Origin of the sequence: Lysinibacillus sp. KCTC 33748 (assembly GCF_002237755.1) — a bacterium.
In the GTDB taxonomy this organism is placed as follows: Bacteria; Bacillota; Bacilli; order Bacillales_A; family Planococcaceae; genus Lysinibacillus.
Genome location: NZ_MWSJ01000018.1, coordinates 1 through 20,652, shown reverse-complemented (window position 1 = coordinate 20,652; position 20,652 = coordinate 1). Strand labels below are relative to the sequence as shown.

At 37.4% G+C, this 20,652-nt stretch carries 18 protein-coding genes, 1 other RNA gene and 1 other annotated feature; of the genes, 2 read left to right on the top strand and 17 right to left on the bottom strand.

What is annotated here, in order from left to right; genetic code table 11:
* Positions 1–142 precede the first annotated feature (142 nt).
* The 8 genes from B1B04_RS18240 to hisS form a co-directional block, all read right to left on the bottom strand.
* Positions 143–1,318 (bottom strand): GNAT family N-acetyltransferase, encoded by a 1,176-nt coding sequence (locus B1B04_RS18240; RefSeq protein ID WP_079562827.1) that lies wholly within the window; start codon positions 1,316–1,318, stop codon positions 143–145.
* Positions 1,319–1,428: 110 nt separating this feature from the next.
* Entirely contained in the window at positions 1,429–1,698 is a 270-nt protein-coding gene (locus B1B04_RS18235; RefSeq protein ID WP_079562826.1) for an HPr family phosphocarrier protein, read from the bottom strand.
* 18 nt (positions 1,699–1,716) lie between these two features.
* Positions 1,717–2,436, bottom strand: a complete 720-nt coding sequence (locus B1B04_RS18230; protein WP_079562825.1) for a sugar isomerase domain-containing protein — start codon at positions 2,434–2,436, stop codon at positions 1,717–1,719.
* Positions 2,437–2,440: 4 nt separating this feature from the next.
* A complete protein-coding gene (locus tag B1B04_RS18225; RefSeq protein WP_079562891.1) occupies positions 2,441–3,163 on the bottom strand; it encodes a GntR family transcriptional regulator in 723 nt (240 codons plus the stop codon).
* 31 nt (positions 3,164–3,194) lie between these two features.
* Entirely contained in the window at positions 3,195–4,352 is a 1,158-nt protein-coding gene (gene nagA, locus B1B04_RS18220) for an N-acetylglucosamine-6-phosphate deacetylase (RefSeq protein ID WP_079562824.1), read from the bottom strand.
* A gap of 320 nt (positions 4,353–4,672) precedes the next feature.
* Positions 4,673–4,872, bottom strand: a non-coding RNA gene (gene ssrS, locus B1B04_RS18215) — 6S RNA.
* 138 nt (positions 4,873–5,010) lie between these two features.
* Positions 5,011–6,780: an aspartate--tRNA ligase gene (aspS, locus tag B1B04_RS18210; protein WP_079562823.1), complete on the bottom strand. Its 1,770-nt coding sequence runs from the start codon at positions 6,778–6,780 to the stop codon at positions 5,011–5,013.
* A gap of 332 nt (positions 6,781–7,112) precedes the next feature.
* Entirely contained in the window at positions 7,113–8,378 is a 1,266-nt protein-coding gene (gene hisS / locus B1B04_RS18205) for a histidine--tRNA ligase (RefSeq protein ID WP_079562822.1), read from the bottom strand.
* A gap of 116 nt (positions 8,379–8,494) precedes the next feature.
* Positions 8,495–8,736, bottom strand: a binding site (T-box leader).
* Positions 8,737–8,900: 164 nt separating this feature from the next.
* On the opposite strand from hisS, the gene B1B04_RS18200 reads away from it, so the two are divergent.
* The gene (locus tag B1B04_RS18200) at positions 8,901–10,484 is read left to right on the top strand and encodes an N-acetylmuramoyl-L-alanine amidase family protein (protein WP_079562821.1); all 1,584 of its coding nucleotides are present in this window, start codon (positions 8,901–8,903) and stop codon (positions 10,482–10,484) included.
* A 306-nt stretch (positions 10,485–10,790) separates the two neighbouring features.
* Here the strand turns inward: B1B04_RS18200 and B1B04_RS18195 are convergent, their stop codons facing one another.
* The 6 genes from B1B04_RS18195 to B1B04_RS18170 all read right to left on the bottom strand — a co-directional run bounded on the left by B1B04_RS18195 (position 10,791) and on the right by B1B04_RS18170 (position 17,725).
* Positions 10,791–11,009: a DUF2642 domain-containing protein gene (locus tag B1B04_RS18195; RefSeq protein WP_240518333.1), complete on the bottom strand. Its 219-nt coding sequence runs from the start codon at positions 11,007–11,009 to the stop codon at positions 10,791–10,793.
* Positions 11,010–11,079: 70 nt separating this feature from the next.
* Complete coding sequence (gene dtd, locus B1B04_RS18190; RefSeq protein ID WP_079562820.1) at positions 11,080–11,520, bottom strand: D-aminoacyl-tRNA deacylase; 441 nt, start codon at positions 11,518–11,520, stop codon at positions 11,080–11,082.
* Between the two features lie 101 nt (positions 11,521–11,621).
* The gene (locus B1B04_RS18185; protein ID WP_079562819.1) at positions 11,622–13,817 is read right to left on the bottom strand and encodes a RelA/SpoT family protein; all 2,196 of its coding nucleotides are present in this window, start codon (positions 13,815–13,817) and stop codon (positions 11,622–11,624) included.
* A 208-nt stretch (positions 13,818–14,025) separates the two neighbouring features.
* Positions 14,026–14,943 carry a pseudouridine-5'-phosphate glycosidase gene (locus B1B04_RS18180; protein WP_079562818.1) on the bottom strand — a complete coding sequence of 306 codons (918 nt, stop codon included), beginning with the start codon at positions 14,941–14,943 and terminating at the stop codon, positions 14,026–14,028.
* A gap of 4 nt (positions 14,944–14,947) precedes the next feature.
* Positions 14,948–16,039, bottom strand: coding sequence for a carbohydrate kinase (locus tag B1B04_RS18175; RefSeq protein WP_079562817.1), 1,092 nt, complete (start codon positions 16,037–16,039; stop codon positions 14,948–14,950).
* 429 nt (positions 16,040–16,468) lie between these two features.
* Complete coding sequence (locus B1B04_RS18170; RefSeq protein WP_079562816.1) at positions 16,469–17,725, bottom strand: MFS transporter; 1,257 nt, start codon at positions 17,723–17,725, stop codon at positions 16,469–16,471.
* Between the two features lie 205 nt (positions 17,726–17,930).
* Here B1B04_RS18170 and B1B04_RS18165 point away from each other — a divergent pair, with 205 nt between their 5' ends.
* Entirely contained in the window at positions 17,931–18,377 is a 447-nt protein-coding gene (locus B1B04_RS18165) for a MarR family winged helix-turn-helix transcriptional regulator (RefSeq protein ID WP_079562815.1), read from the top strand.
* A gap of 386 nt (positions 18,378–18,763) precedes the next feature.
* Here the strand turns inward: B1B04_RS18165 and B1B04_RS26485 are convergent, their stop codons facing one another.
* The 3 genes from B1B04_RS26485 to B1B04_RS18155 all read right to left on the bottom strand — a co-directional run bounded on the left by B1B04_RS26485 (position 18,764) and on the right by B1B04_RS18155 (position 20,008).
* A complete protein-coding gene (locus tag B1B04_RS26485) occupies positions 18,764–19,081 on the bottom strand; it encodes a PhzF family phenazine biosynthesis protein (protein WP_254864985.1) in 318 nt (105 codons plus the stop codon).
* Positions 19,082–19,145: 64 nt separating this feature from the next.
* On the bottom strand, positions 19,146–19,586 hold the full coding sequence (locus tag B1B04_RS26480) for a PhzF family phenazine biosynthesis protein (RefSeq protein WP_254864984.1): 441 nt from the start codon (positions 19,584–19,586) through the stop codon (positions 19,146–19,148).
* Between the two features lie 32 nt (positions 19,587–19,618).
* A complete protein-coding gene (locus B1B04_RS18155; protein ID WP_427483609.1) occupies positions 19,619–20,008 on the bottom strand; it encodes a GNAT family N-acetyltransferase in 390 nt (129 codons plus the stop codon).
* Positions 20,009–20,652 lie beyond the last annotated feature (644 nt).

Sequence of the window (20,652 nt, the reverse complement as noted above, 5' to 3'; positions counted from 1 at the left end):
AATGGTTTTGAAAACTGGGCTATATCTTTGTTCCAGACTACTAAAAGGATTCATTTAAGTGGTATAGTCCAGAAAAAAGTTTAAAAAAATTTAAATTTTCAGAACTAATTGTCCGATAGTTATTCATTCATAAACGCTTTTCTTAAAAGTATTCATAAAATGTTGGTTTATTAGAGGGTAATGCAAGCTGCCATCGACCAATTATGTCTTCAGTTAAATGTTTATTTGCATACATAACCGCATCCTTTACAGTTAAATAGCCAACCATCATTGCTGAAAAAAGATTAATTGGTAATGTTAACATATGCATTTCTAGGATAGAATTAGTCTCAATTATCGAGATATCTCCACTTTTATTTATTTGAAATACGTGTTCATTCCAATTACAAAACGTATCTTCAATTTGAATATATAGCGGCTCCTGAATATCACCCCACGGATAATGTTGCATAAACCTCAAAGCGTCAACGACCCTTACCATCACATCTTGAACAACTTCCTTTTTAAACTGAGGTTCTTTAAAATAAAAGCCAAATTGATGGTTGTTAGAAGTAACTCCCTTAATGTTACTTATACTCGCCGCATGCGACGTTATAAAACGCCATATCGCTTGTTCTGCAAGCAAATCCTCAGCAATAAAATCATGAATCTCAAACGTCTCATCCTTAATTTTATACCGAATATAACCTGCAATTTTATCATCGTTAAAATATGCCGCAAAATGACTATCAGGCATCCTTCTCTCTATTCTTTTCCACCACGCATCATCTCGAAGCATACTTCCGTTGTTGATAAGCGCTTGTGCATTATGAAAATCCTTAATCACCTGAAAAAGATCACGCTCTGGCCATTCAAAGCTCATACGTTTTACAACGTCCAATTGCTTTCCGAAAGCAGGAAACATCGATTGAGGAATCGTGTAATGTAACTTCTCAAAAAATAATTCCCATCCAAAATAACGATAAAAGGATACAGAAAATGGTGCTAACACAGAAATGCTTTGCCCATTCTCTCGCATTTTCTTCAGTGCCTCAGTCATAAGCTTTTTGATAATCCCTTGCTGCCGATACTCAGGATAGGTTGCAACAAAGCCAATTCCACCCATTTCATAATTTTCACCATGAATTGTCATATTAAGTGGCAATATTAGGAGCTGTCCAACTACTTTATGTTCATCGTAAGCCCCTAATGTTGTGCTATGCTCAACCCAATAATGAAAATCATCCCGACGCGCGCCAGTATACTTATTAGGAAAACAATAATCTCTTAATTGATGTACCTGTAAATAATCTTTTGGTGGGATTATTTTTATTTCCATAGAAAAAAGCCCCCCTTTCCACACAGAATATTCTCGCAATTAAAAGTACACTTAAAGACTACCTTGAATCTTTATAGTTTGCCCTTGAGAGTCAACAATGCCTTTGATGTTTAGTATTCTTCCCCAATTCCCTTAGAAACAATTAATTCTGTTACTGTTTGAAAAAGTTTCTCAGCATCAGGCCCATCTGCTGAAATTTCTACAATACTTTCGGGTGCTACTCCTTGTGCCATAACACCCATAATTGATTTTAAATTGACTGATTTCTCTTTATAGGTTAACTGAACATCACACTCAAATGGTGTGACTGCTGTTACAAGTAAAGCTGCGGGTCTAGCATGTAGTCCCTCCGGCGCTGTTATTTTATATGTTTTCTTCATACGATATCCCTCCGCTTGTCATCTAAATTTAATTCGATGTTGATAATAGGCAATCATAGCCTCATTATGAGACGAATCCGAGTCAACATTATTGCTTTTAAAAACGGGTAATACTTCATCAGATAGAGCTATGATCTCAATGACTTCACTAAATAATATATTTAATATAATTGAACCAATAACTGTAGAGGATGGGGCATACTGTATGTCATTGTGATGCAGTAAACCATCTCCTATTGGTATATGCGTATTGATCACTTTATCTACTACATCCTCTAAGCGCTTCCCGCTTTGATGACGGCTCGTTTGCTCGCAATAAGCAAGCGATTGTAGCGACATGACAAGTACTCCTGCTTCTTTCGCTAAAAATGCTACATCTATAGGTGCTTGATTTCTCCCAGAGGTTGAAATAACAATGCAAACATCATTTTCATGAAAATCAAAATGATCTTTATACTGTTCAATGATCGTCGGGTCCTTTTCGTTTTTTGATGATGTCATTGCCCCTGCATGTAATGTTAAAGGTTCAATAATTATAGGACGTACAGGTACAAGCCCCCCCGCGCGATAAAATACGTCTTGCGCTAAAAGATGCGAATGGCCACAACCAAATAATTGGACGATTCCTCCGCGTTGAAGCCTTTGTACAATTAATTGTGCGGCTTCTTTTATTTGGGGATATTCTTGCTCTTTGACGACTTGCATTATCTTTTGAATTTCTAGAAAATATGCATCCATAGGATCACCTTTTAATTTCACTAATGAATTTGTATCGATCAGCTCGGTAAGTACTTCGCACAAGCTCAAATGGAACTCCATCAGATAAATAACTTGTACGTTTAATAATTAACACCGGTGCAGTATGATTAATTTGCAAAAATTTACTATCTTCTTTTAGAACAATTGCTGCCTCCATTTGCTGAATAGCGTTTCCAATTTTTTGATGGAACTTTGCTTCAATTAACGCATATAATGACCCCATTATTTTCTTTTCATCTAATTCAGGATATATTTTCACTGGAATATATGTTCTTTCGATGGCCATTGGTTTGGAATCAGCACTACGAATTCGTACAACGAAGAATACCTCTTCACCAGCATCTAACATGAGATCTCTTGCAATATCAACTGGTGGTACGATTTTCTCAAAGCGTAAAACTTTACTGCTTGGTTCCATCCCTCTAGCCCGCATATCTTCTGTGAAACTTGTTAATCCTTTTAACGGTTGTTCTAATTTTGGATTAGCAACATACGTACCTCTGCCTTTTTCACGATACAGCAATCCGCTATTGACTAAATTTGTGATAGATTGACGAACAGTCATTCTACTAACATCAAACTGCGTAGAAAGCTCTCGCTCAGAAGGTATATTTTCACCGATTTTGTATTCTTCTAAATAAATACGTTGTTTAATGATCTCTTCTATTTGTATATAAATAGGTATATGAGAATTTTTATCTAACAAACCTTGTACCATTCTTATCGCCTCTTTACTTTCATTTCTCAAATACAACTTTACCCCGACAAATAGTTTTTTGTACATTTAAATTTTCATCTAGTAATACAAAATCTGCATCATAACCTTCTGCAATACGACCTTTCGTTGCAAGTTGTAATTGCTTAGCAGCATTCGTAGAGGACATTGCGACAATTTCCTGCAATGAGCAATTGGTGATTGCTTGCATATTTTTTATTGCTTGCTCCATCGTTAGCACACTGCCAGCTAAAGCCCCATTAGATAAATGAGCGCCCTCCTTAGAAACATGAACGGTTTGACCACCTAAATCATAATCACCGTGATGTAAACCTTTTGCCCGTATCGCATCGGTAATTAAGATAATACCCTTCGCGCCTTTTATACGATACGCTAGCTTAATAGCTTGAGGATGACTATGTACGAAATCTGCAATAATTTCAGTCTTTACTAGATCATCTAAAAGCACTGCACCAACGACACCTGGATTACGATGATGGAAAGGGCGCATTTGGTTATATAAATGTGTAGCCTGCCTTACTCCCAATACTACTGCCCGATCCACCTCTTCCATGGATGCGTCAGAATGGCCAATTGAAGCGATAACATTTAAATCCTTTAACGATTCAATAAACGGAAAGCCTCCTTCTACCTCAGGGGCAAAAGTTACTTGTTTAATACGTTGCTTACTTACTTTTTGCCAGTATGCAAATTGCTCCGTAGACGGCAAAATAATGTATTCTATCGGTTGTGCGCCTGCCCGTTTTTTTGATATATACGGTCCCTCTACATGTATACCTAATAAGCTCGCCTCATCCTCATTATTTTCAAATTCACCAACATTCGCTAAAGCGCTTTCAATTGCTTCTATAGATTGCGTCATTGTAGTAGCAAGGAAGCCTGTCACGCCTTCCTGAACTAAAGAGCGTGCCATTTGATGCAGTGCTAATTGCGTAGCATCCATCACGTCATGCCCGGCAGAGCCATGTATGTGCATATCAATATAGCCAGGTAACAGGAACCAATTATTATCTTTGCCATCTATATACTGCTCAGCCTTTTCAGACATGTTATGACTTATTTTAAGTATCTTACCATCATCGATGTAAATGTCTCCTTTAAACGGCGCTTCATCATGATTGACGATCGTAACATTGGAAATTAACAGCGTATTCTTCAATAGATCACCCCCTAGCGTTTTTTGAGGAGCTTGACCGAAGCTACAGGCAACTTTTTTATTCGGTATAGTTGTCTATACCAATTATATGATGATTTCCCAAAAATAAAAAGTGATTTTTTCATATTTTCTAAATTTTTAAGTTAATTCATTACATTTTTCCATTCACTATCATATGGTACGATTTTCACTTCGTTCTTTTTTAAGCCTAGGATCATCGCAATACTCCTCTAAATTTCTTTGTTCTGCTTCTAGTTATTTTTCGAATAACACTAAAAAAGGAGCTATTTAAATGCTCCTTTTTTGCTTAATAACTATGTATGACGAATCCCGATTGTGCCGTTATGCCAAGAAACATTCGTTTTGAACCCGCATTTCGCAGGGGGGTGCCCGCTTTGCAGCTTTAAACGTCCCGCTCCGCATGGGGCTTGTTTGCGACTACAAAATGAAGGCTCCCGATTCTATAGTGTTCGGTCAAAACTGTTAAGTAGAGCTAGCAATTAGACAAACACATCAGGATTCGTATTACAGTTATAATAACATTATATTTCTGATAATTCAAACTATTTTCTTAAAAAAATCTGTATTCTTGCGAAAACGCAAAAAATACCTAGATTCCCGACAAATTTCGCTAGGGAATCCAGGTATTTAGAAGTACAAATTATTTTCTGAATGGTTTGATGGCTAAGCTTAACTCGCTTAATTGATCAGGAGACACTTCACTAGGTGCGTTTGTCATTAAGCAGCTAGCACTTGCCGTTTTCGGGAATGCAATTGTGTCACGTAAGTTAGTGCGGCCAGCAAGTAGCATTACGAAGCGGTCAAGACCAAATGCAAGACCTCCATGTGGTGGTACACCGTATTCAAATGCTTCTAATAAGTAGCCAAATTGAGCTCTTGCTTCTTCTTCTGTGAAACCAAGTAAATTAAACATTTTTTCTTGTAATTCACGCTCATAAATACGTAATGAACCTCCACCAAGCTCATAACCGTTTAATACGATATCGTATGCTTGTGCGCGGACTGCAGAAGGATCTGTTTCCATTAATTGAATGTCTTCGTCAAATGGACGCGTGAATGGATGGTGTGCTGCTTTATAGCGACCATCTTCTTCAGAGTACTCTAATAATGGCCAATCTGTAATCCATAGGAACGCAAATTGTGATTCATCTATTAAGCCTAATTCTTGACCTAATTTCGTACGAAGAGCACCTAATGAAGCTGCTACAACAGATGCTTGATCAGCTACAAATACTAAAATATCGCCCACTTCTGCTTTCATACGTTCGATTAAAGCAGCTGCTAATGCATCGTCAAAGAATTTTGCAATCGGTCCGTTTAAGCCTTCTTCCGTTACTTTTAACCAAGCAAGACCTTTTGCTCCGTAAATACCAACAAATTTTGTTAGCTCGTCCATGTCTTTACGAGAGTATTTATCTGCTGCACCTTTAATGTTAATACTCTTTACTTGTTTGCCTTGTGCCACTGTATCAGCAAATACTTTGAAATCACAGCCATCAAAAATGTCATTTAAATCAACAAGCTCTAAACCAAAACGTACGTCTGGTTTATCAGAACCGTAACGATCCATTGCTTCTTGATATTTCATACGTTGGAATGGAGCAGGAATATCAATGCCTTTTACTTCTTTCATAACTGCTTGGATTAAGCGTTCGTTCATTTCAATAATTTCTTCTTGCGTTAAAAAGCTTGTTTCAATGTCAACTTGTGTAAACTCTGGTTGACGGTCAGCACGTAAGTCTTCATCACGGAAACAACGTGCGATTTGGAAGTATTTTTCAAAACCTGACACCATTAATAATTGCTTAAATAGCTGTGGTGATTGTGGTAATGCATAAAATTCACCTTCATGTACACGTGATGGTACTAAATAGTCACGAGCCCCTTCTGGAGATGATTTTGTTAAAATTGGTGTTTCTACTTCTAAGAAGCCTTCGTTTTGTAAAAAGTTTCGAATTGTACGCGTAACGTCCGAACGCATTTTGAATGTATCAAACATAACCGGACGACGTAGGTCAAGATAACGATATTTTAAACGTAAATCTTCGGATACGTCTGTGCGATCTTCAATTTGGAATGGTGTTGTTTTTGCTGTATTAATGACGATTAATTTTGTTGCTTCTACTTCAATTTTACCGTTCGGTACATTTGGGTTGATTTGGTCTTCTGAACGAAGGATCACTGTTCCTTCTATTTCAATTACATATTCACTACGTACTTTATCAGCTAAAGCATGTGCTTCTGCTACGTCAGGGCTAAACACTACCTGTGTGATTCCAGTACGGTCACGTAAATCAATGAAAATTAAACCACCTAGGTCACGACGACGTTGTACCCAACCTTTTAATACGACTTTTTCACCTTGTAATGCTTCTGAAAGCTCGTTACTAGCATGTGTTCTTGTTGCCATTTATTTAATTCCTCCAAAATTTATTTGGCTCATCACCATAACTTAGGGTTGATTTCCGTTCCACCTGGCGCTTTCCTGGGGGCGTCCAGTTTCACTTATCCACTTGACATATGTTTTTACAATATGTCATCCCTAACTTTTGATGATGGACCGGTTATTTTAAATATGTAGCATACACTTCCTACTAAGTAGAGAATTGATGCCATGGAAAATTAGATATCCGTTCATTGTTAAATGAATTAACTGTCCAAAACGACGTAGATATTTGTATCATTTGGACAGCTAATCCTGTAATGATAAAAACGATTTATGTTTTAACAGCTTGTGTTCGTTTATTGTTTTAAAAGGTAATTCACTAATTCTGAGAACGCTACTTTTTGTTGTTCTCCTGATTCCATATGCTTAACAGTAGCTACTTGCTCTTCAAGCTCTGTTTCACCTAAAACAATCGTATATTTTGCACCTAAACGGTCTGCAGATTTCATTTGAGCTTTCATTTTGCGATCTAAATAATCCATCTCAGCTGAAATGCCCTTTGCACGGAAGGTACTTGTTAATTCTACTGTTTTTAGTTTCGCGTCTTCGCCCATAGCGATCATATAGACATCAAGTCCTGATGCTGTGTCTAATTCAACACCTTCAGCTTCAAGTGCTAGCAACAAGCGTTCAATACTTAATGCGAACCCGATACCTGGTACATCTGGTCCACCAATTTCTTGTACAAGGCCATTGTAGCGCCCACCACCACAAAGTGTAGTAATCGCTCCAAAGCCAGAAGCCGTTGACATAATTTCAAAAGTCGTATGATTGTAATAATCAAGACCCCTTACAAGGTTTGGATCAACCTCATATGAAATTCCCAGCGTATCTAAATACGTTTTAACTTGTGCGAAATATGTTGCTGATTCCTCTGTTAGGAAATCAGTTAATGCTGGTGCAGATTTCATTAATGGGTGCTCACGGTCTACCTTACAGTCCAAAATTCGTAGTGGATTTTTTTGCAAACGATTTTGGCAATCCGAACAAAACTCATGAATATGTGGTTCGAAGTGTTGTAGCAGTGCTGTACGGTGTGAGTCACGTGTATCTTTGTCACCAAGTGAATTAATGACTAATTTTAAATCTTTTAAACCAGCTGAACCGTAGACATCCATTGCTAGCGCGATTACTTCTGCATCGATAGCTGGATCCGCTGAACCAATGGCTTCTACTCCAAATTGAACAAATTGACGGTAGCGCCCTGCTTGTTGACGTTCATAGCGGAACATAGGTCCTAAATATGAAAGCTTTACTGGCTGATCAGGTGCACCAAACATTTTATGCTCAACATAAGAACGAACTACTCCAGCTGTATTTTCCGGACGTAATGTTAACGAACGGCCACCGCGATCTTCAAATGTATACATTTCTTTTTGAACAACATCTGTTGTTTCACCGACACCACGTGCAAATAAATCTGTTTGTTCAAAAATGGGTGTGCGAATTTCGTTGTAACGATAGACACGGCAAATATCACGGATAACCGCTTCTACCTTCTGCCATTTTTCAGATTGACCAGGCAAAATATCTTGCGTCCCTCGTGGCACTTTAAAACTCATAGAAATACCTCCTTTGTAAATTGCTTATGAGCAAGCTGTCTTCTGGACTTTCTTCATTTTAAGTATGAATTCCTTAAAATTTGTCCAATAAAAAAGCCCTCGCCTCCTTGCGTAATGCAAGGGACGAGAGCTGTATAAGCTTCCGCGGTTCCACCCTAGTTGACGCATCAAATACATGCGTCCTCCTCCTGATCGGATAACGGCCGATTCCGTTTTTTCCTACTAAGCACTACTTTTCAGAAAAAAGCCTCTCAAGTGTTATTCACGTTATACATTTTTGTAGGAAAGATTTCAGCCTAGGTCTTTCCCTCTCTTCTCCAATAGAGGTATACGCTACTTGCTTGGTCATAAGCGGTTAATCATTTTTTTGATTACCCTTTATGTTAGTCACAACAAAAGGCAATGTCAACTGTTTTTGTTTTTTTTACATTACATTCGTTAAAATAACAAATTCCGTTACCTTTTTCCCACGAATTCTATTACTAAAGCATGGTAAAATAGAACAAGAATAGGAGGAATCTGATGAGGACAAAACTTTTACATATTCTAATCATCTTCGTACTAGTGCTAACGTTTGCATTTCCAAGTCACTCTGTTCAAAGAGCACTAGCCGACTCCAGTGATTTAAAAGTAACTGGAACGATTCTTCATTTACGTGAGGGACCTGGACTGTCTTATCCAATTATTACGACATTAGATGAGGGTGACCCATTAACTTCTATTGGTCGTGAGGGCGATTGGATACAAGTAAAAGCAGGCAAGTACGAAGGTTGGGTAGCATCCTGGCTAACCGCTTCGATAGACGATAAGCAAGTGGCTGATCAAACGTTGATTTCACAAGTCGATCGTCTAAATATCCGTACTGAGCCTGACATATCTTCAGCAGTTCTTGGACAATTATCAACAGGCGACCAAGCTAACCTTATTGCAAAAAATGGTGAATGGGCGAAAATAGATTGGAATGGGCTAGTTGGTTGGGTATCCACTGACTATGTGACGATCAATGCTCTACCTGAAAAAAAGGTAAAAGCTGAGGCTGATGAACCTAAAGTCGAAGTATCCACAAAAAAAGTCAACAAAGATACAACATTTACAGTTTTAGTGGATGCTCTTAATGTGCGCCAAAAGCCAGACTTAAATGCTAGCAAAATAGGAACTGTTTCAAATGGCCAAGCCTTTAAGGTGCTAGCTCAAGAACATAACTGGGTACAAATTCAATATAACAATAAAAAAACAGGTTGGGTTTATAGCTTTTATGGTACTTTTTCAAATATAAAAAGTACGGCATCAAAATCTTCTTCTACTTCCTCAGAGCTTGAATCTGTCACAATCATTTATAATGGGACAAACTTACGGACAGATGCATCAACAGTTGCTGATGTTGTTGAACGCGTAGACGCTGGTGAAACCTACCCTATTGTAGGCGCTAAAAATGATTTTTATGAAATACAAATAGATGAAAAAACTGCTTTTGTAGCGAACTGGGTCGTTACGACTTCTTCGTCGAGCAAAGCTGCTACTCCTACCAAAAAGGAAAAATCGAAACCACGCAAGAAAGGTACTTTAAATGGGTTAACGATTATTGTAGATGCAGGACATGGTGGGAATGATCACGGTACAACTGGACAACGTGGAACCGACGAAAAAGAAATTACATTGAAAACTGCATCTCTTCTTGCTTCAAAGTTGAGTGCTGCTGGAGCAAATGTTGTCATGACAAGAGAATCAGATGAATATGTTGACCTCCGCAAACGCGTTTCAATTGCACACCAATATGAGGCAGATACTTTTATCAGTATACATTATGATGCAACTGACGATAGCTCCATTAATGGTTTCACCTCATATTATATGAATAGTAATCAACAAGGTCTTGCAGAGGCAATAAATAATGGACTCTCAAATAAAATCGATTTAAAAAATCGTGGTACCCAACAAGGAAATTATTTAGTTCTACGAGAAAATCGTCAAAAAGCTGTCCTTGTTGAGCTGGGCTACTTAAGTAATGGTAGCGAGGAACGTGTTATTACAACCGCTAAATACCGGGAACAAGCTACTCTCGGCATCTACCAAGGCGTTTTAGATTACTTTAACGAGAATCAATAAAGTGAAACTTAATTATTGGGACTGAATGACGTGTCGCTTTCGGTGCGACTAAATTACTGTCCGTTAGGCAATATAAATAAGCTGCTAAGGAACCTAGAGTTATCATTCCTTTGCAGCTTATTTTTGATTATCAAACAAATATGACGTTTTCTTTTTAGAAGTGTAAATAAGCTGTTGGAACTGAAATCGATTAAAAACACGGTGGTTTGGCACTGTATTGTAAATGAATATCGACATTCACTAACTACTAGTTAAACAAAAAGGGCCTCTAACTCATATTCTCTGAGTATAGAGACCTTAATGCGCTTATTTTTCCCTCTTTGCCAACGTCACCCACACGATTTCCTTTAGACGAATGAACAATGGAGTACGACTAAACTCTACAACGATATTGTCAGGTAATACAGAGATTAATTTTCCTTGATGGATATTTTTCTCTGTTTGCACTACTATTGCCTGACCAATCATCAGATTTAGCGTTTCGTATAAATATGGATTCGATATGCGTTCTCCCTGAGTCACCATTAACACACTTCCCTCCTACAAAACTAACCATACTATTAAATGTATGAAGAAATTATAGGAAACGTACCATTTATTTAGACTCAAGAAGTATCGTAATTGGGCCATCATTTGTAAGTGCAACGTCCATCATTGCACCAAATATTCCCGTTTCCACATGCAAACCGTGTTCGCGTAAGGCATTATTAAAAGCCTCCCATAACGGTTCCGCAACTTCTGGTCTTGCTGCATTTGTAAAACTTGGACGATTCCCCTTTTTTGCATCCCCATACAATGTAAATTGTGAGACGGACAAAATAGCCCCTCCATGCTCTAAAATGGAATGATTCATTTTCCCATCAATATCTTCCCATAGGCGAAGATTAGCTACTTTTTTTGCTAAATATTCAACATTTTCTTGCGTGTCCTCGTGTGTAATGCCCACTAGAAGAACATAGCCGCTATCAATAGCTCCCGTTACTTTTCCGTCAACCGTAACAGAGGCTGCTTTACTACGTTGTAAAACTACTTTCATTTTTTAAAACCTCAATTCCTCATTATATGCACCAGAAGTATCATTTTTCGGTACATAACAAAGTTGCTACTGCCCAACCATTCATTTAACAAAGAAATCGATTAGTTAATAACACGTTGTACTGAATATATATCAGGTGTTTGCTTAATACGCTCCACTACTTTATGCAGATGTGAAATATTTGAAATCGAAATTGTTAAATGAATCGTTGCCATTTTATCGCGATCTGCACGACCACTTACTGCTAAAATATTCGTTTTCGTTTCGCTAACAATTTGCATGATTTCATTTAAAATGCCTGGTCGATCGAAAGCTGAAACTTCAATATCGACAGGATATTCTTTTCTCTCTGGAGTAAGTCCGTGTTCCCACTCTACTTCTATTAAACGCTCCTGCTCATCTTCTACTTGGATATTTGGGCAGTCTGCACGGTGTACTGAAACACCTCTACCTTTTGTAATGAAGCCTACAATTTCATCTCCAGGAACTGGCGTACAACAACGAGATAGTCGAATAAGCATATTGTCAATGTCTTTTACGATAACACCCGATTCCGTCCGTTTTTGAGGAATAGGGTTTTTCATTTTTTGTTCAATTTTCTCAAGAGCTTCTTCTTGTTCACGCTCTTTGCGGCGCTTTTCAGCTAGACGATTAGCAACTTGCTGAGCTGTAATTCCATTCACACCGACAGCAGCATATAAGTCTTCTTCATTTGTATAGTTAAATTTTTCGCATACACGCTTCAAATTTTCGGCTGACATTGTTTCTTTCACGTCAAAATCTTGTGCACGGATTTCCTTTTCTATCATCTCTTTGCCCTTGATGATATTTTCTTCACGAAGATGACGTTTGAAAAACTGCTTTATTTTATTTTTGGCCTGTGAGGATTGGGCTATTTTCAGCCAATCACGGCTCGGACCAAATGATTGCTTTGAAGTTAAAATTTCAATAATATCTCCCGTTTTTAACGGTGTATCAAGCGGCACCATTTTACCATTGATTTTCGCGCCAATTGTACGATTTCCGACTTCTGAGTGCACACGATATGCGAAGTCGATAGGTACAGAGCCTGCCGGTAATTCAATGACATCCCCTTCAGGTGTGAAAACATAGACCATATCAGAGAATAAATCAAATTTTAAAGATTCCATAAATTCTTCAGCATTCGATGATTCGTTTTGGAATTCTAAAATTTCTCGGAACCATGTTAATTTTTGGTCGACATTTTGTTTTTCGTTATCAACTTTTTTACCTTCTTTATATGCCCAATGCGCTGCAATCCCGTACTCTGCAATTTTATGCATTTCCTTTGTACGGATTTGTACTTCTAATGGATCACCATAAGGACCAATTACTGTTGTATGCAATGATTGGTATAGGTTTTGTTTTGGCATCGCAATATAATCTTTAAAACGGCCAGGCATCGGCTTCCATAATGTATGCACAATCCCAAGTACGGCATAGCAATCTTTAATACTATCGACAAGTACACGAATGGCTAATAAATCATAAATCTCGTTGAATTGTTTCTTTTGTAACACCATTTTACGATAAATACTGTAAATATGTTTTGGGCGACCATAAATATCCGCTTCAATTTCAACCTCTGTAAGCTGTGACTTCATTTCAGTCATGACATTGTCTAAATATGCTTCACGCTCATCACGTTTTTTCTTCATAAGACTGACAATGCGATAATATTGCTGCGGGTTCAAATAACGAAGTGCTGTATCCTCAAGCTCCCATTTAACAGTCGAAATCCCAAGACGATGCGCAAGTGGTGCAAAAATTTCAAGTGTTTCTTTAGAAATACGGCGTTGTTTTTCTGCAGGTAAATGCTTTAATGTGCGCATATTATGTAGACGGTCTGCCAGTTTAATTAAAATGACACGAATATCCTGCGCCATCGCTACAAACATTTTTCGATGATTTTCTGCTTGTTGCGCTTCTTTAGATAAATATTTAATTTTCCCAAGCTTTGTTACACCATCTACAAGTATTGCAACCTCTTCGCCGAATTCACGAACTAAGTCGTCGCGCGTAAAATCCGTATCCTCGACAACATCATGTAAAAAACCAGCCGCAACTGTTTCTGGATCCATTTGTAATTCAGCTAAAATACCAGCTACTTGCACTGGGTGAATAATATACGGTTCACCTGAGCTTCGGAATTGCTCAATATGGGCATCCCTTGCTAATTCATATGCTTTTTTCACGAATGCGACATTTTCATCATTCATGTAGGATTTGACTAACTCAAAAACGTCCTCGGGAGTCAAAATTTGCTCTTTCGCCATAACATGTCCACCTTGCTCGTCAAATTTTTCAGATTAGATATAAACTTAATTGTATAAAATTTAATGGGCTATTGTAAAGTAACTGTGTCATTTTGTTTAGTTATTCTCGTGAACAATGTGAAAATTGGAAAAATATCCCCTCAAATGAATAAAAAGACCCTTTGCGAATTTTATATTTCGCAAAGAGTCTCTTTTTCTGTACAAAAGTTTATGAGTTTAATTTATTATACGCTACAGCAATTTTCGACCCAACTACTGCATTATTTTTTACCAATGCAATATTGGCATCAAGGCTTTTACCTTCTGTTAATTCTTTAACTTTTCCAAGTAAGAATGGTGTTACGTTTTTACCTTGAATTCCGTTTTCTTCTGCTTCTACTAGAGCTTTTTCAATGATTTCTGTAATGAATGAATGTTCAAGTGCTTCAGACTCTGGAATTGGGTTAGCAATGACTGCTCCACCTTTTAAGCCTAATTGCCATTTTGCACGTAGCATCTCTGCCACTTCCTCTGGCGTATCAATCTTGAAGTTTACATCAAAACCGCTTTGACGTGTGTAGAATGCTGGAAGTTCATCTGTACCGTATCCAACGACTGGTACACCTTTAGTTTCAAGGTATTCTAAAGTTAAACCAATATCTAAAATGGACTTCGCACCCGCACAAATTACAGCAACATTTGTTTGCGCTAATTCTTCTAAGTCTGCTGAAATATCCATTGTTGTTTCAGCACCACGGTGTACGCCACCGATACCGCCAGTTACAAAAATTTCGATATCAGCAAGCTCCGCACAAATCATTGTTGCAGCTACAGTTGTCGCTCCTAATTTTTTTGTTGCTAAAAGATAGCCTAAGTCACGACGAGATGCTTTTGCTACACCTTGTGAATTACCGAACATTTCAAGTTCTTCATCTGATAAACCAATTTTGATTTTCCCATCAATTAATGCAATAGTTGCAGGTACTGCACCATTATCACGAATAATTTGTTCTACTTCTCGTGCTGTTTTCACATTTTGTGGATATGGCATTCCGTGAGAAATAATTGTTGATTCTAATGCTACGATTGGTAAACCTTTCGCTTGTCCTGCTTTTACTTCTTCTGATAATACGATGAATTCTTTCATGTTGTTATTCCTCCATTTCACTGTTTAACAAATCAACTGATAATTCAGGTCTTACGGTATATGGCGATGCAAGAGTATTTTTGGCATTTGTTAAGCCTGCATCAATACATGTTGCAAAAGATTGGCCAGTAAGCCAGCTATGGATTACAGCACTGACAAAGGCATCTCCTGCACCTGTCACATCTTCAATTTTTTCTATAGCTTTAGCTACGAAATGACTTGGCTTCGTTGTAGTGGAAGCTGCATACACACCCTTACTACCAGCTGTAATAATGACATGCTCAGCACCTAATGTAAGAAGTTGCTGTAAAGCCTTTTCATAATGCGTTGAGTTTTCGATTGTATGACCAACAATCGTCTCTGCTTCATCTGTGTTACAAATAAACCATGTTACACCTTGCAACGTATCTGGTAATCGATTCATTTTCGGCGAAGATACCGGCACGATGACAAATGGAATATCACGGGCAATTGACACCTGCTGAATGTAAGCCACTGTTTCCTTTGGACAATTTAAATCCATAATAAAGCAGCCCGCATTCATCAGCATTGCCTCATGTTTATTTAGCAAACTTGGCAATAAAAGCTCGTATACATCCATGTTCGCTACTGCTAGTGCCAGCTCACCCTGCTCATCCATAATCGCGGTATAGGAACCCGTCGAAACATCCGGTAACTGTTCTACATAACGTAAATTCATAAATGGCTCTGACGCTTCTTGGATTACTTGCCAATCAGCATCTTTGCCAGCGGTAGTTAACAATGTTACCTGATGATTTAATCTGCCTAAGTTTTCAGCAATGTTTCGTCCAACACCACCTACACTAAATGAAGAGCTTGCAGGATTGGACGTACTGAATTGGACATTCCCTTTGACATGAAACTTTCGGTCGAGATTGGCTCCACCGATACAAATAACTTCATTTTCCTCAGGCAAAATATATGCACGACCTACAATTTTCCCCTGCTTCGTTAAGCTCGACACTAAATTGGCAAGGACTGGTCGAGATAGTTTCATCTTATCTGCCATCTCTTGCTGAGACATAAACGGATTCTGGCGAATTAAAGCAAGGACCGCCTGTTCTCTTTCATTCATAGCATCACCTTTTGTTATATTTGTTTATATTATAAACTTTTGTTTGAATGATGTCAAAAAAATTTTTCCATTTTAGATTTAAACAAAAAAGTTGAAGCTGTTATAATATTGGCTTCAACTTCATGTTGTTAGATCTATTAGTTTTGTGGTAACATGATAAACTAGAGTAATATGCCAGAAGATACATACTAAGTGAAATGGCTGGTTGGAGTGGAGGCTGAGCGACTCCACGGGAATTAGCGTCACAGATGAGACCCTAGAGCGAGCAGAGCGAGTGAAGCGGCTCATCGGACGCCCTCAGGAAGCTTTGCTCTATGCGAAAGCGAAGCGGCAGCGGCAAAGCGCTCAGTCGGAACGGAAATCAACCACTTCTTTATGCCGAAAAGCCTACTACCAATAAATATTATCAGTTCAACTAATTATAGATTATCAAATATTGGCTTGATGCGGTGTTTGTTTTTTCACGATGATGACAAATAAGCTTGCCAATGCACAGAACACCCCAGCTAGGAAAAAGGCCCAAGTATATGAATTGAAGAACTTGTAGATCAGGCCTCCACCATAAGCGGCAACTGCGGCTCCTGCTTGATGAGAAGCGAAAATCCACCCATAAATAATGCCACTTTTATTTGTACCAAAAATTTGTCTAGAAATACTAATCGTTGGAGGCACTGTAGCAATCCAATCTAATCCATAAAATATTGTAAAGATTGTCAGTAAAGTGAACGACCCTTGCATTAATGCAAACGGGAGTAAAAGCAAAGACGTTCCTCTTAAAAGGTAATACCAAAACAATAACCATCGATTATCAAAACGGTCAGACAACCACCCTGATAAAGTAGCGCCAACAAGATTAAACACTCCCATAAAAGAAAGGAAAGATGCAGCAGTTACTAACGGGACACCAAAACTAATACAGTAAGAAACAAAATGAGTACCAATTAACCCACTAGTCGAAAGCCCACAAATAAAAAAACTCCCCGCTAATAACCGAAATTCTTTCCTCTTTATAGCCTCAAGTAAACCATTAAAAGCAATACTAATCGGATTTTTCTTATGATTCTCTTGTTGGATTTCAAGATTTTCTTCCATTCCATAAGGAAGAATTCCAATATCTTGTGGTTTATTTTTAATAAAAATAGAAATAGTGATGAACATACCAAAACTTAGGATGAGAATTAGTCCAATCGCCCATCGCCAAGAATAATGCTCAATAATAATTGCCAATATAGGGAGGAGAATTAACTGCCCTGTTGCAGTACTCGCCGTTAATATTCCTACTGCCAATCCTCTACTTTTCACAAACCAATTATTAGCTACATAAGGACTTAACACAGTTAAAAAAAGACTTGCTCCTAAGCCAATAATACCGCCCCATATAATGATTAACTGCCATGATTGTGTCATGAAAAGTGTAAGCAACATGCCTATGAATAATGTAGCCATCGCACCTAGCATCATTTTCTTTAAACCAATTATTTCTAGTAACGCCGCCATAAACGGGCCTGAAAATCCATATAAAAATAGACTCACTGCAAACGCTAAAGCAATTAAAGATCGATCCCAATTAAATTCTTTTTCAAAGGAGTCTATGAACACCCCTGATGATGACATAGTAATTCCTGCAACAATAATTGAGAAAAAGGTTATAATTAAAATAAACCAGCTATAATGAATACGCTTCATCTTAACACCTTCATTTCCTGGAAGATTTTTAGTGTACTCTTTAATGTGAAAGATACAATTACATTTACAACCCAAAAATATATGTATATACATATATATTCTAAATAACTACTTTTATCACTGTCAAGAAACATTATCCATCTAAACAAAATAAACCAATAAGGCTACTATAATATTGAACTCACTCAAAAAGGAGTACGGAGCAATGAAGAATATAGATTACACACAAATATGTGTATGTGCAAACCTTCGAAAAAAAACAAGAGTCGTGACACACTTGTATGATAAATTATTACAGCCCACTGGCTTAAAAGTTACACAATACTCCATGCTAGCAAATATCGATCATCAACAATCAGTTTCCATAAGTCAACTAGGTGATATTTTGCTACTCGATCAAACAACTATTACACGCAATATTAACTTGTTAAAGCAAAATGGCTATGTAGACATAACGAAAGATCCGCAAGATGCTCGGACGAAGGTCATTACTCTGACTGAAAAAGGGGTTGAAAAATTAAACGAGGCTGCTCCCATCTGGGAAGATATTCAAGAAAGAATTATTAATGATATTGGCTTAGAGAAATACGAGGATTTTTATGAAACCCTGAAATCCATCCAAAAAATAATTCAATCTTATGATGAAGAATAAAAAAGACATTAATTACCCCTTGCAATACGAGGGGTGATTTCCGTTCCGACTGAGCGCTTTGTTGTTGCTGTCGCTTCGCTTTCATCGCAGAGCAATGCCTCTAGCAGTGAGAGCGAGACCCTCCACGGAGCCGATGTTTTCTGTGCGAAAGCGAAGTTTCTCGACGCTCGCCCACAGAAAAGCGAGTAGCCTGGAACGGAAATCACTTTCACTTCAACATTTAAATACCCCTAGCATAGTTCCCCTTTGACAAAATGATTGCTTTCCCGCCTACCATAACTCTTGGATTATTCTTTTTAATTAATTTTGTAACAATGTTTGATGGTCTACCCATACTATGCCCTTGAAGGAACAAGTACTCTTGATTAAATTCATTTAGTATGTGGTTATGAAAAAGATAATAAGTTAAGCGCCCCATTTGAAGTACCTGTTGCAGCTTCTTCATCAATACCAAAGAGTGGGCAAAAATTTCTACTCTCTGCTATCCCTTCTTTTGTGTCGAGCGTAAATGCATGAACGCCCCCCACTTTATTGATTTTTGTATATTCAGCAAGTGCCTTAAAATCAGGATTTAAAGCATACAAATCATCCTTTGTTTTTATCGGAAGCATTATATCCCAAAGACCTGTACTTGCAGCTTGAGGCACTAAATTGTAATTTATATCTCCTATTTGGCATTTATCAATTTTAAAAAGGTCAGACAAACAATTATAATCAATCGAATATTTTTCCTAACTGAGGTTCAGCTTGCTCCATCATGATAAAGGATTAATTCACTTCAACAGCAAGTGTGCCGGCGAGTGTTTTCATAAAATATGTATTATTATCTTCAATAGCACCACTATCGAATAATGCCTGGAAGGATGCAATAGTTGCATGTCCACAAAGTTCAACATATGCAGTCGGAGTAAAAAATTTTATGTCAAAATTTTTACTGTCTATTTTTTTAATAAATGCTGTTTCTGAAAAACGAACTTCTTCAGCAAATTTCTGCATAAACTCTTCATCTAAATTTTCATTGATTACGACACCTGCTGGATTACCGCCAAATTTTGTGTCAGTAAAAGCATCAATTACATAATAGGACAAAGCCAACTCTCCCTTACTTCTGAATTTAAAATGTTTGTAATACTTACTATATCGATTAATCTCTTTATAAATGGCTGTTTTCTCAAAGATTGTTGCTGCTGGATTGTCTATCTTATTCAACTAAAGCATCTGTTAGTTTAACAAGATATGTTTCATTTTTTATGCAATACATATTGAGACTTACTGAACTTAAAGTTATTTTTCTCGTAAAACGAAATTAATTCTTCTCCACAAAATAAGCTAATTACATCAATATGAGAAAGTTCGTCCAACAATTTTGATACAAGTTTCGTTCCTATTCCTGCCTTTTGAAATTCATTATGTATAACTACATCTTCAATGTACGCCCTAAATTTACCGTCTGAAACAGCTCTTGCGAAGCCTATAAGATTATCGTCAATCCACACACCAATTGAAATATCCTGTTTTAACATATTTTCAATATCTTTCTCTTTTCTTTCTTCCCACCAACCTGCGTCTTTATAGAGCATCATAAGTTCAGTGCCTTTAATTGGTCTTTCGGAAAAACTTAAAAATTGCATATTCATTCGTTATCCCCCCTTTGACTTTTCATTGATTTTACATTTACAGTATAGAGCTGTCTTCTTCAACTAAACTGCTCCGTTAGCTAAATAAGATGATTTACAAATATAAGTCTGAATTCACATCTTTACTCGTACCTTTAATACTCTCCATAGATATAGTAATAGCTTAAAAAACCAATAAAATAGAAAAAAATTAAACAATAATCCCAAAGAACTAAATGTGAAAACCAATCCACCACGATATACAAAACTCTCAGCAGGAAAACCGAAGTAAAGATACCCGTTACTATCGACTTGATAGCCACCCGTAGGTATGAAAGCAAAAATAACAGTTGAAATGAGACTTAAAAGATATAACTTCTTTTTAGTGGAGTTCATTTTATTTTTGGGGCTTAATAAGCTAGCTAATACAAATACTAATACTAATACAATTAAACCGAGAAATGGAAATATATTCACCGTATCTATCCCTCCTTAATTCATACATCACCACAATTATCCAAATAATTTCTTATTAAACAAACCTGCTCCATTAATTCAATAAAGAAAAACATACTAAGATTAGTAGTGCAGACCAAGGCATTGGTTCGTACTACTATTTTTTTATATAGTAGAGGTGAAGAATAGGTCGGGCAGCTCTT

Bases quoted from the DNA above. Each gene is read 5' to 3' on its own strand.
- B1B04_RS18240 (WP_079562827.1), bottom strand. From the start codon at position 1,318: ATGGAAATAAAAATAATCCCACCAAAAGATTATTTACAGGTACATCAA.
- B1B04_RS18235 (WP_079562826.1), bottom strand. From the start codon at position 1,698: ATGAAGAAAACATATAAAATAACAGCGCCGGAGGGACTACATGCTAGA.
- B1B04_RS18230 (WP_079562825.1), bottom strand. From the start codon at position 2,436: ATGGATGCATATTTTCTAGAAATTCAAAAGATAATGCAAGTCGTCAAA.
- aspS (WP_079562823.1), bottom strand. From the start codon at position 6,780: ATGGCAACAAGAACACATGCTAGTAACGAGCTTTCAGAAGCATTACAA.
- hisS (WP_079562822.1), bottom strand. From the start codon at position 8,378: ATGAGTTTTAAAGTGCCACGAGGGACGCAAGATATTTTGCCTGGTCAA.
- B1B04_RS18200 (WP_079562821.1), top strand. From the start codon at position 8,901: ATGAGGACAAAACTTTTACATATTCTAATCATCTTCGTACTAGTGCTA.
- B1B04_RS18195 (WP_240518333.1), bottom strand. From the start codon at position 11,009: ATGGTGACTCAGGGAGAACGCATATCGAATCCATATTTATACGAAACG.
- dtd (WP_079562820.1), bottom strand. From the start codon at position 11,520: ATGAAAGTAGTTTTACAACGTAGTAAAGCAGCCTCTGTTACGGTTGAC.
- B1B04_RS18185 (WP_079562819.1), bottom strand. From the start codon at position 13,817: ATGGCGAAAGAGCAAATTTTGACTCCCGAGGACGTTTTTGAGTTAGTC.
- B1B04_RS18180 (WP_079562818.1), bottom strand. From the start codon at position 14,943: ATGAAAGAATTCATCGTATTATCAGAAGAAGTAAAAGCAGGACAAGCG.
- B1B04_RS18175 (WP_079562817.1), bottom strand. From the start codon at position 16,039: ATGAATGAAAGAGAACAGGCGGTCCTTGCTTTAATTCGCCAGAATCCG.
- B1B04_RS18170 (WP_079562816.1), bottom strand. From the start codon at position 17,725: ATGAAGCGTATTCATTATAGCTGGTTTATTTTAATTATAACCTTTTTC.
- B1B04_RS18165 (WP_079562815.1), top strand. From the start codon at position 17,931: ATGAAGAATATAGATTACACACAAATATGTGTATGTGCAAACCTTCGA.
- B1B04_RS18155 (WP_427483609.1), bottom strand. From the start codon at position 20,008: ATGCAATTTTTAAGTTTTTCCGAAAGACCAATTAAAGGCACTGAACTT.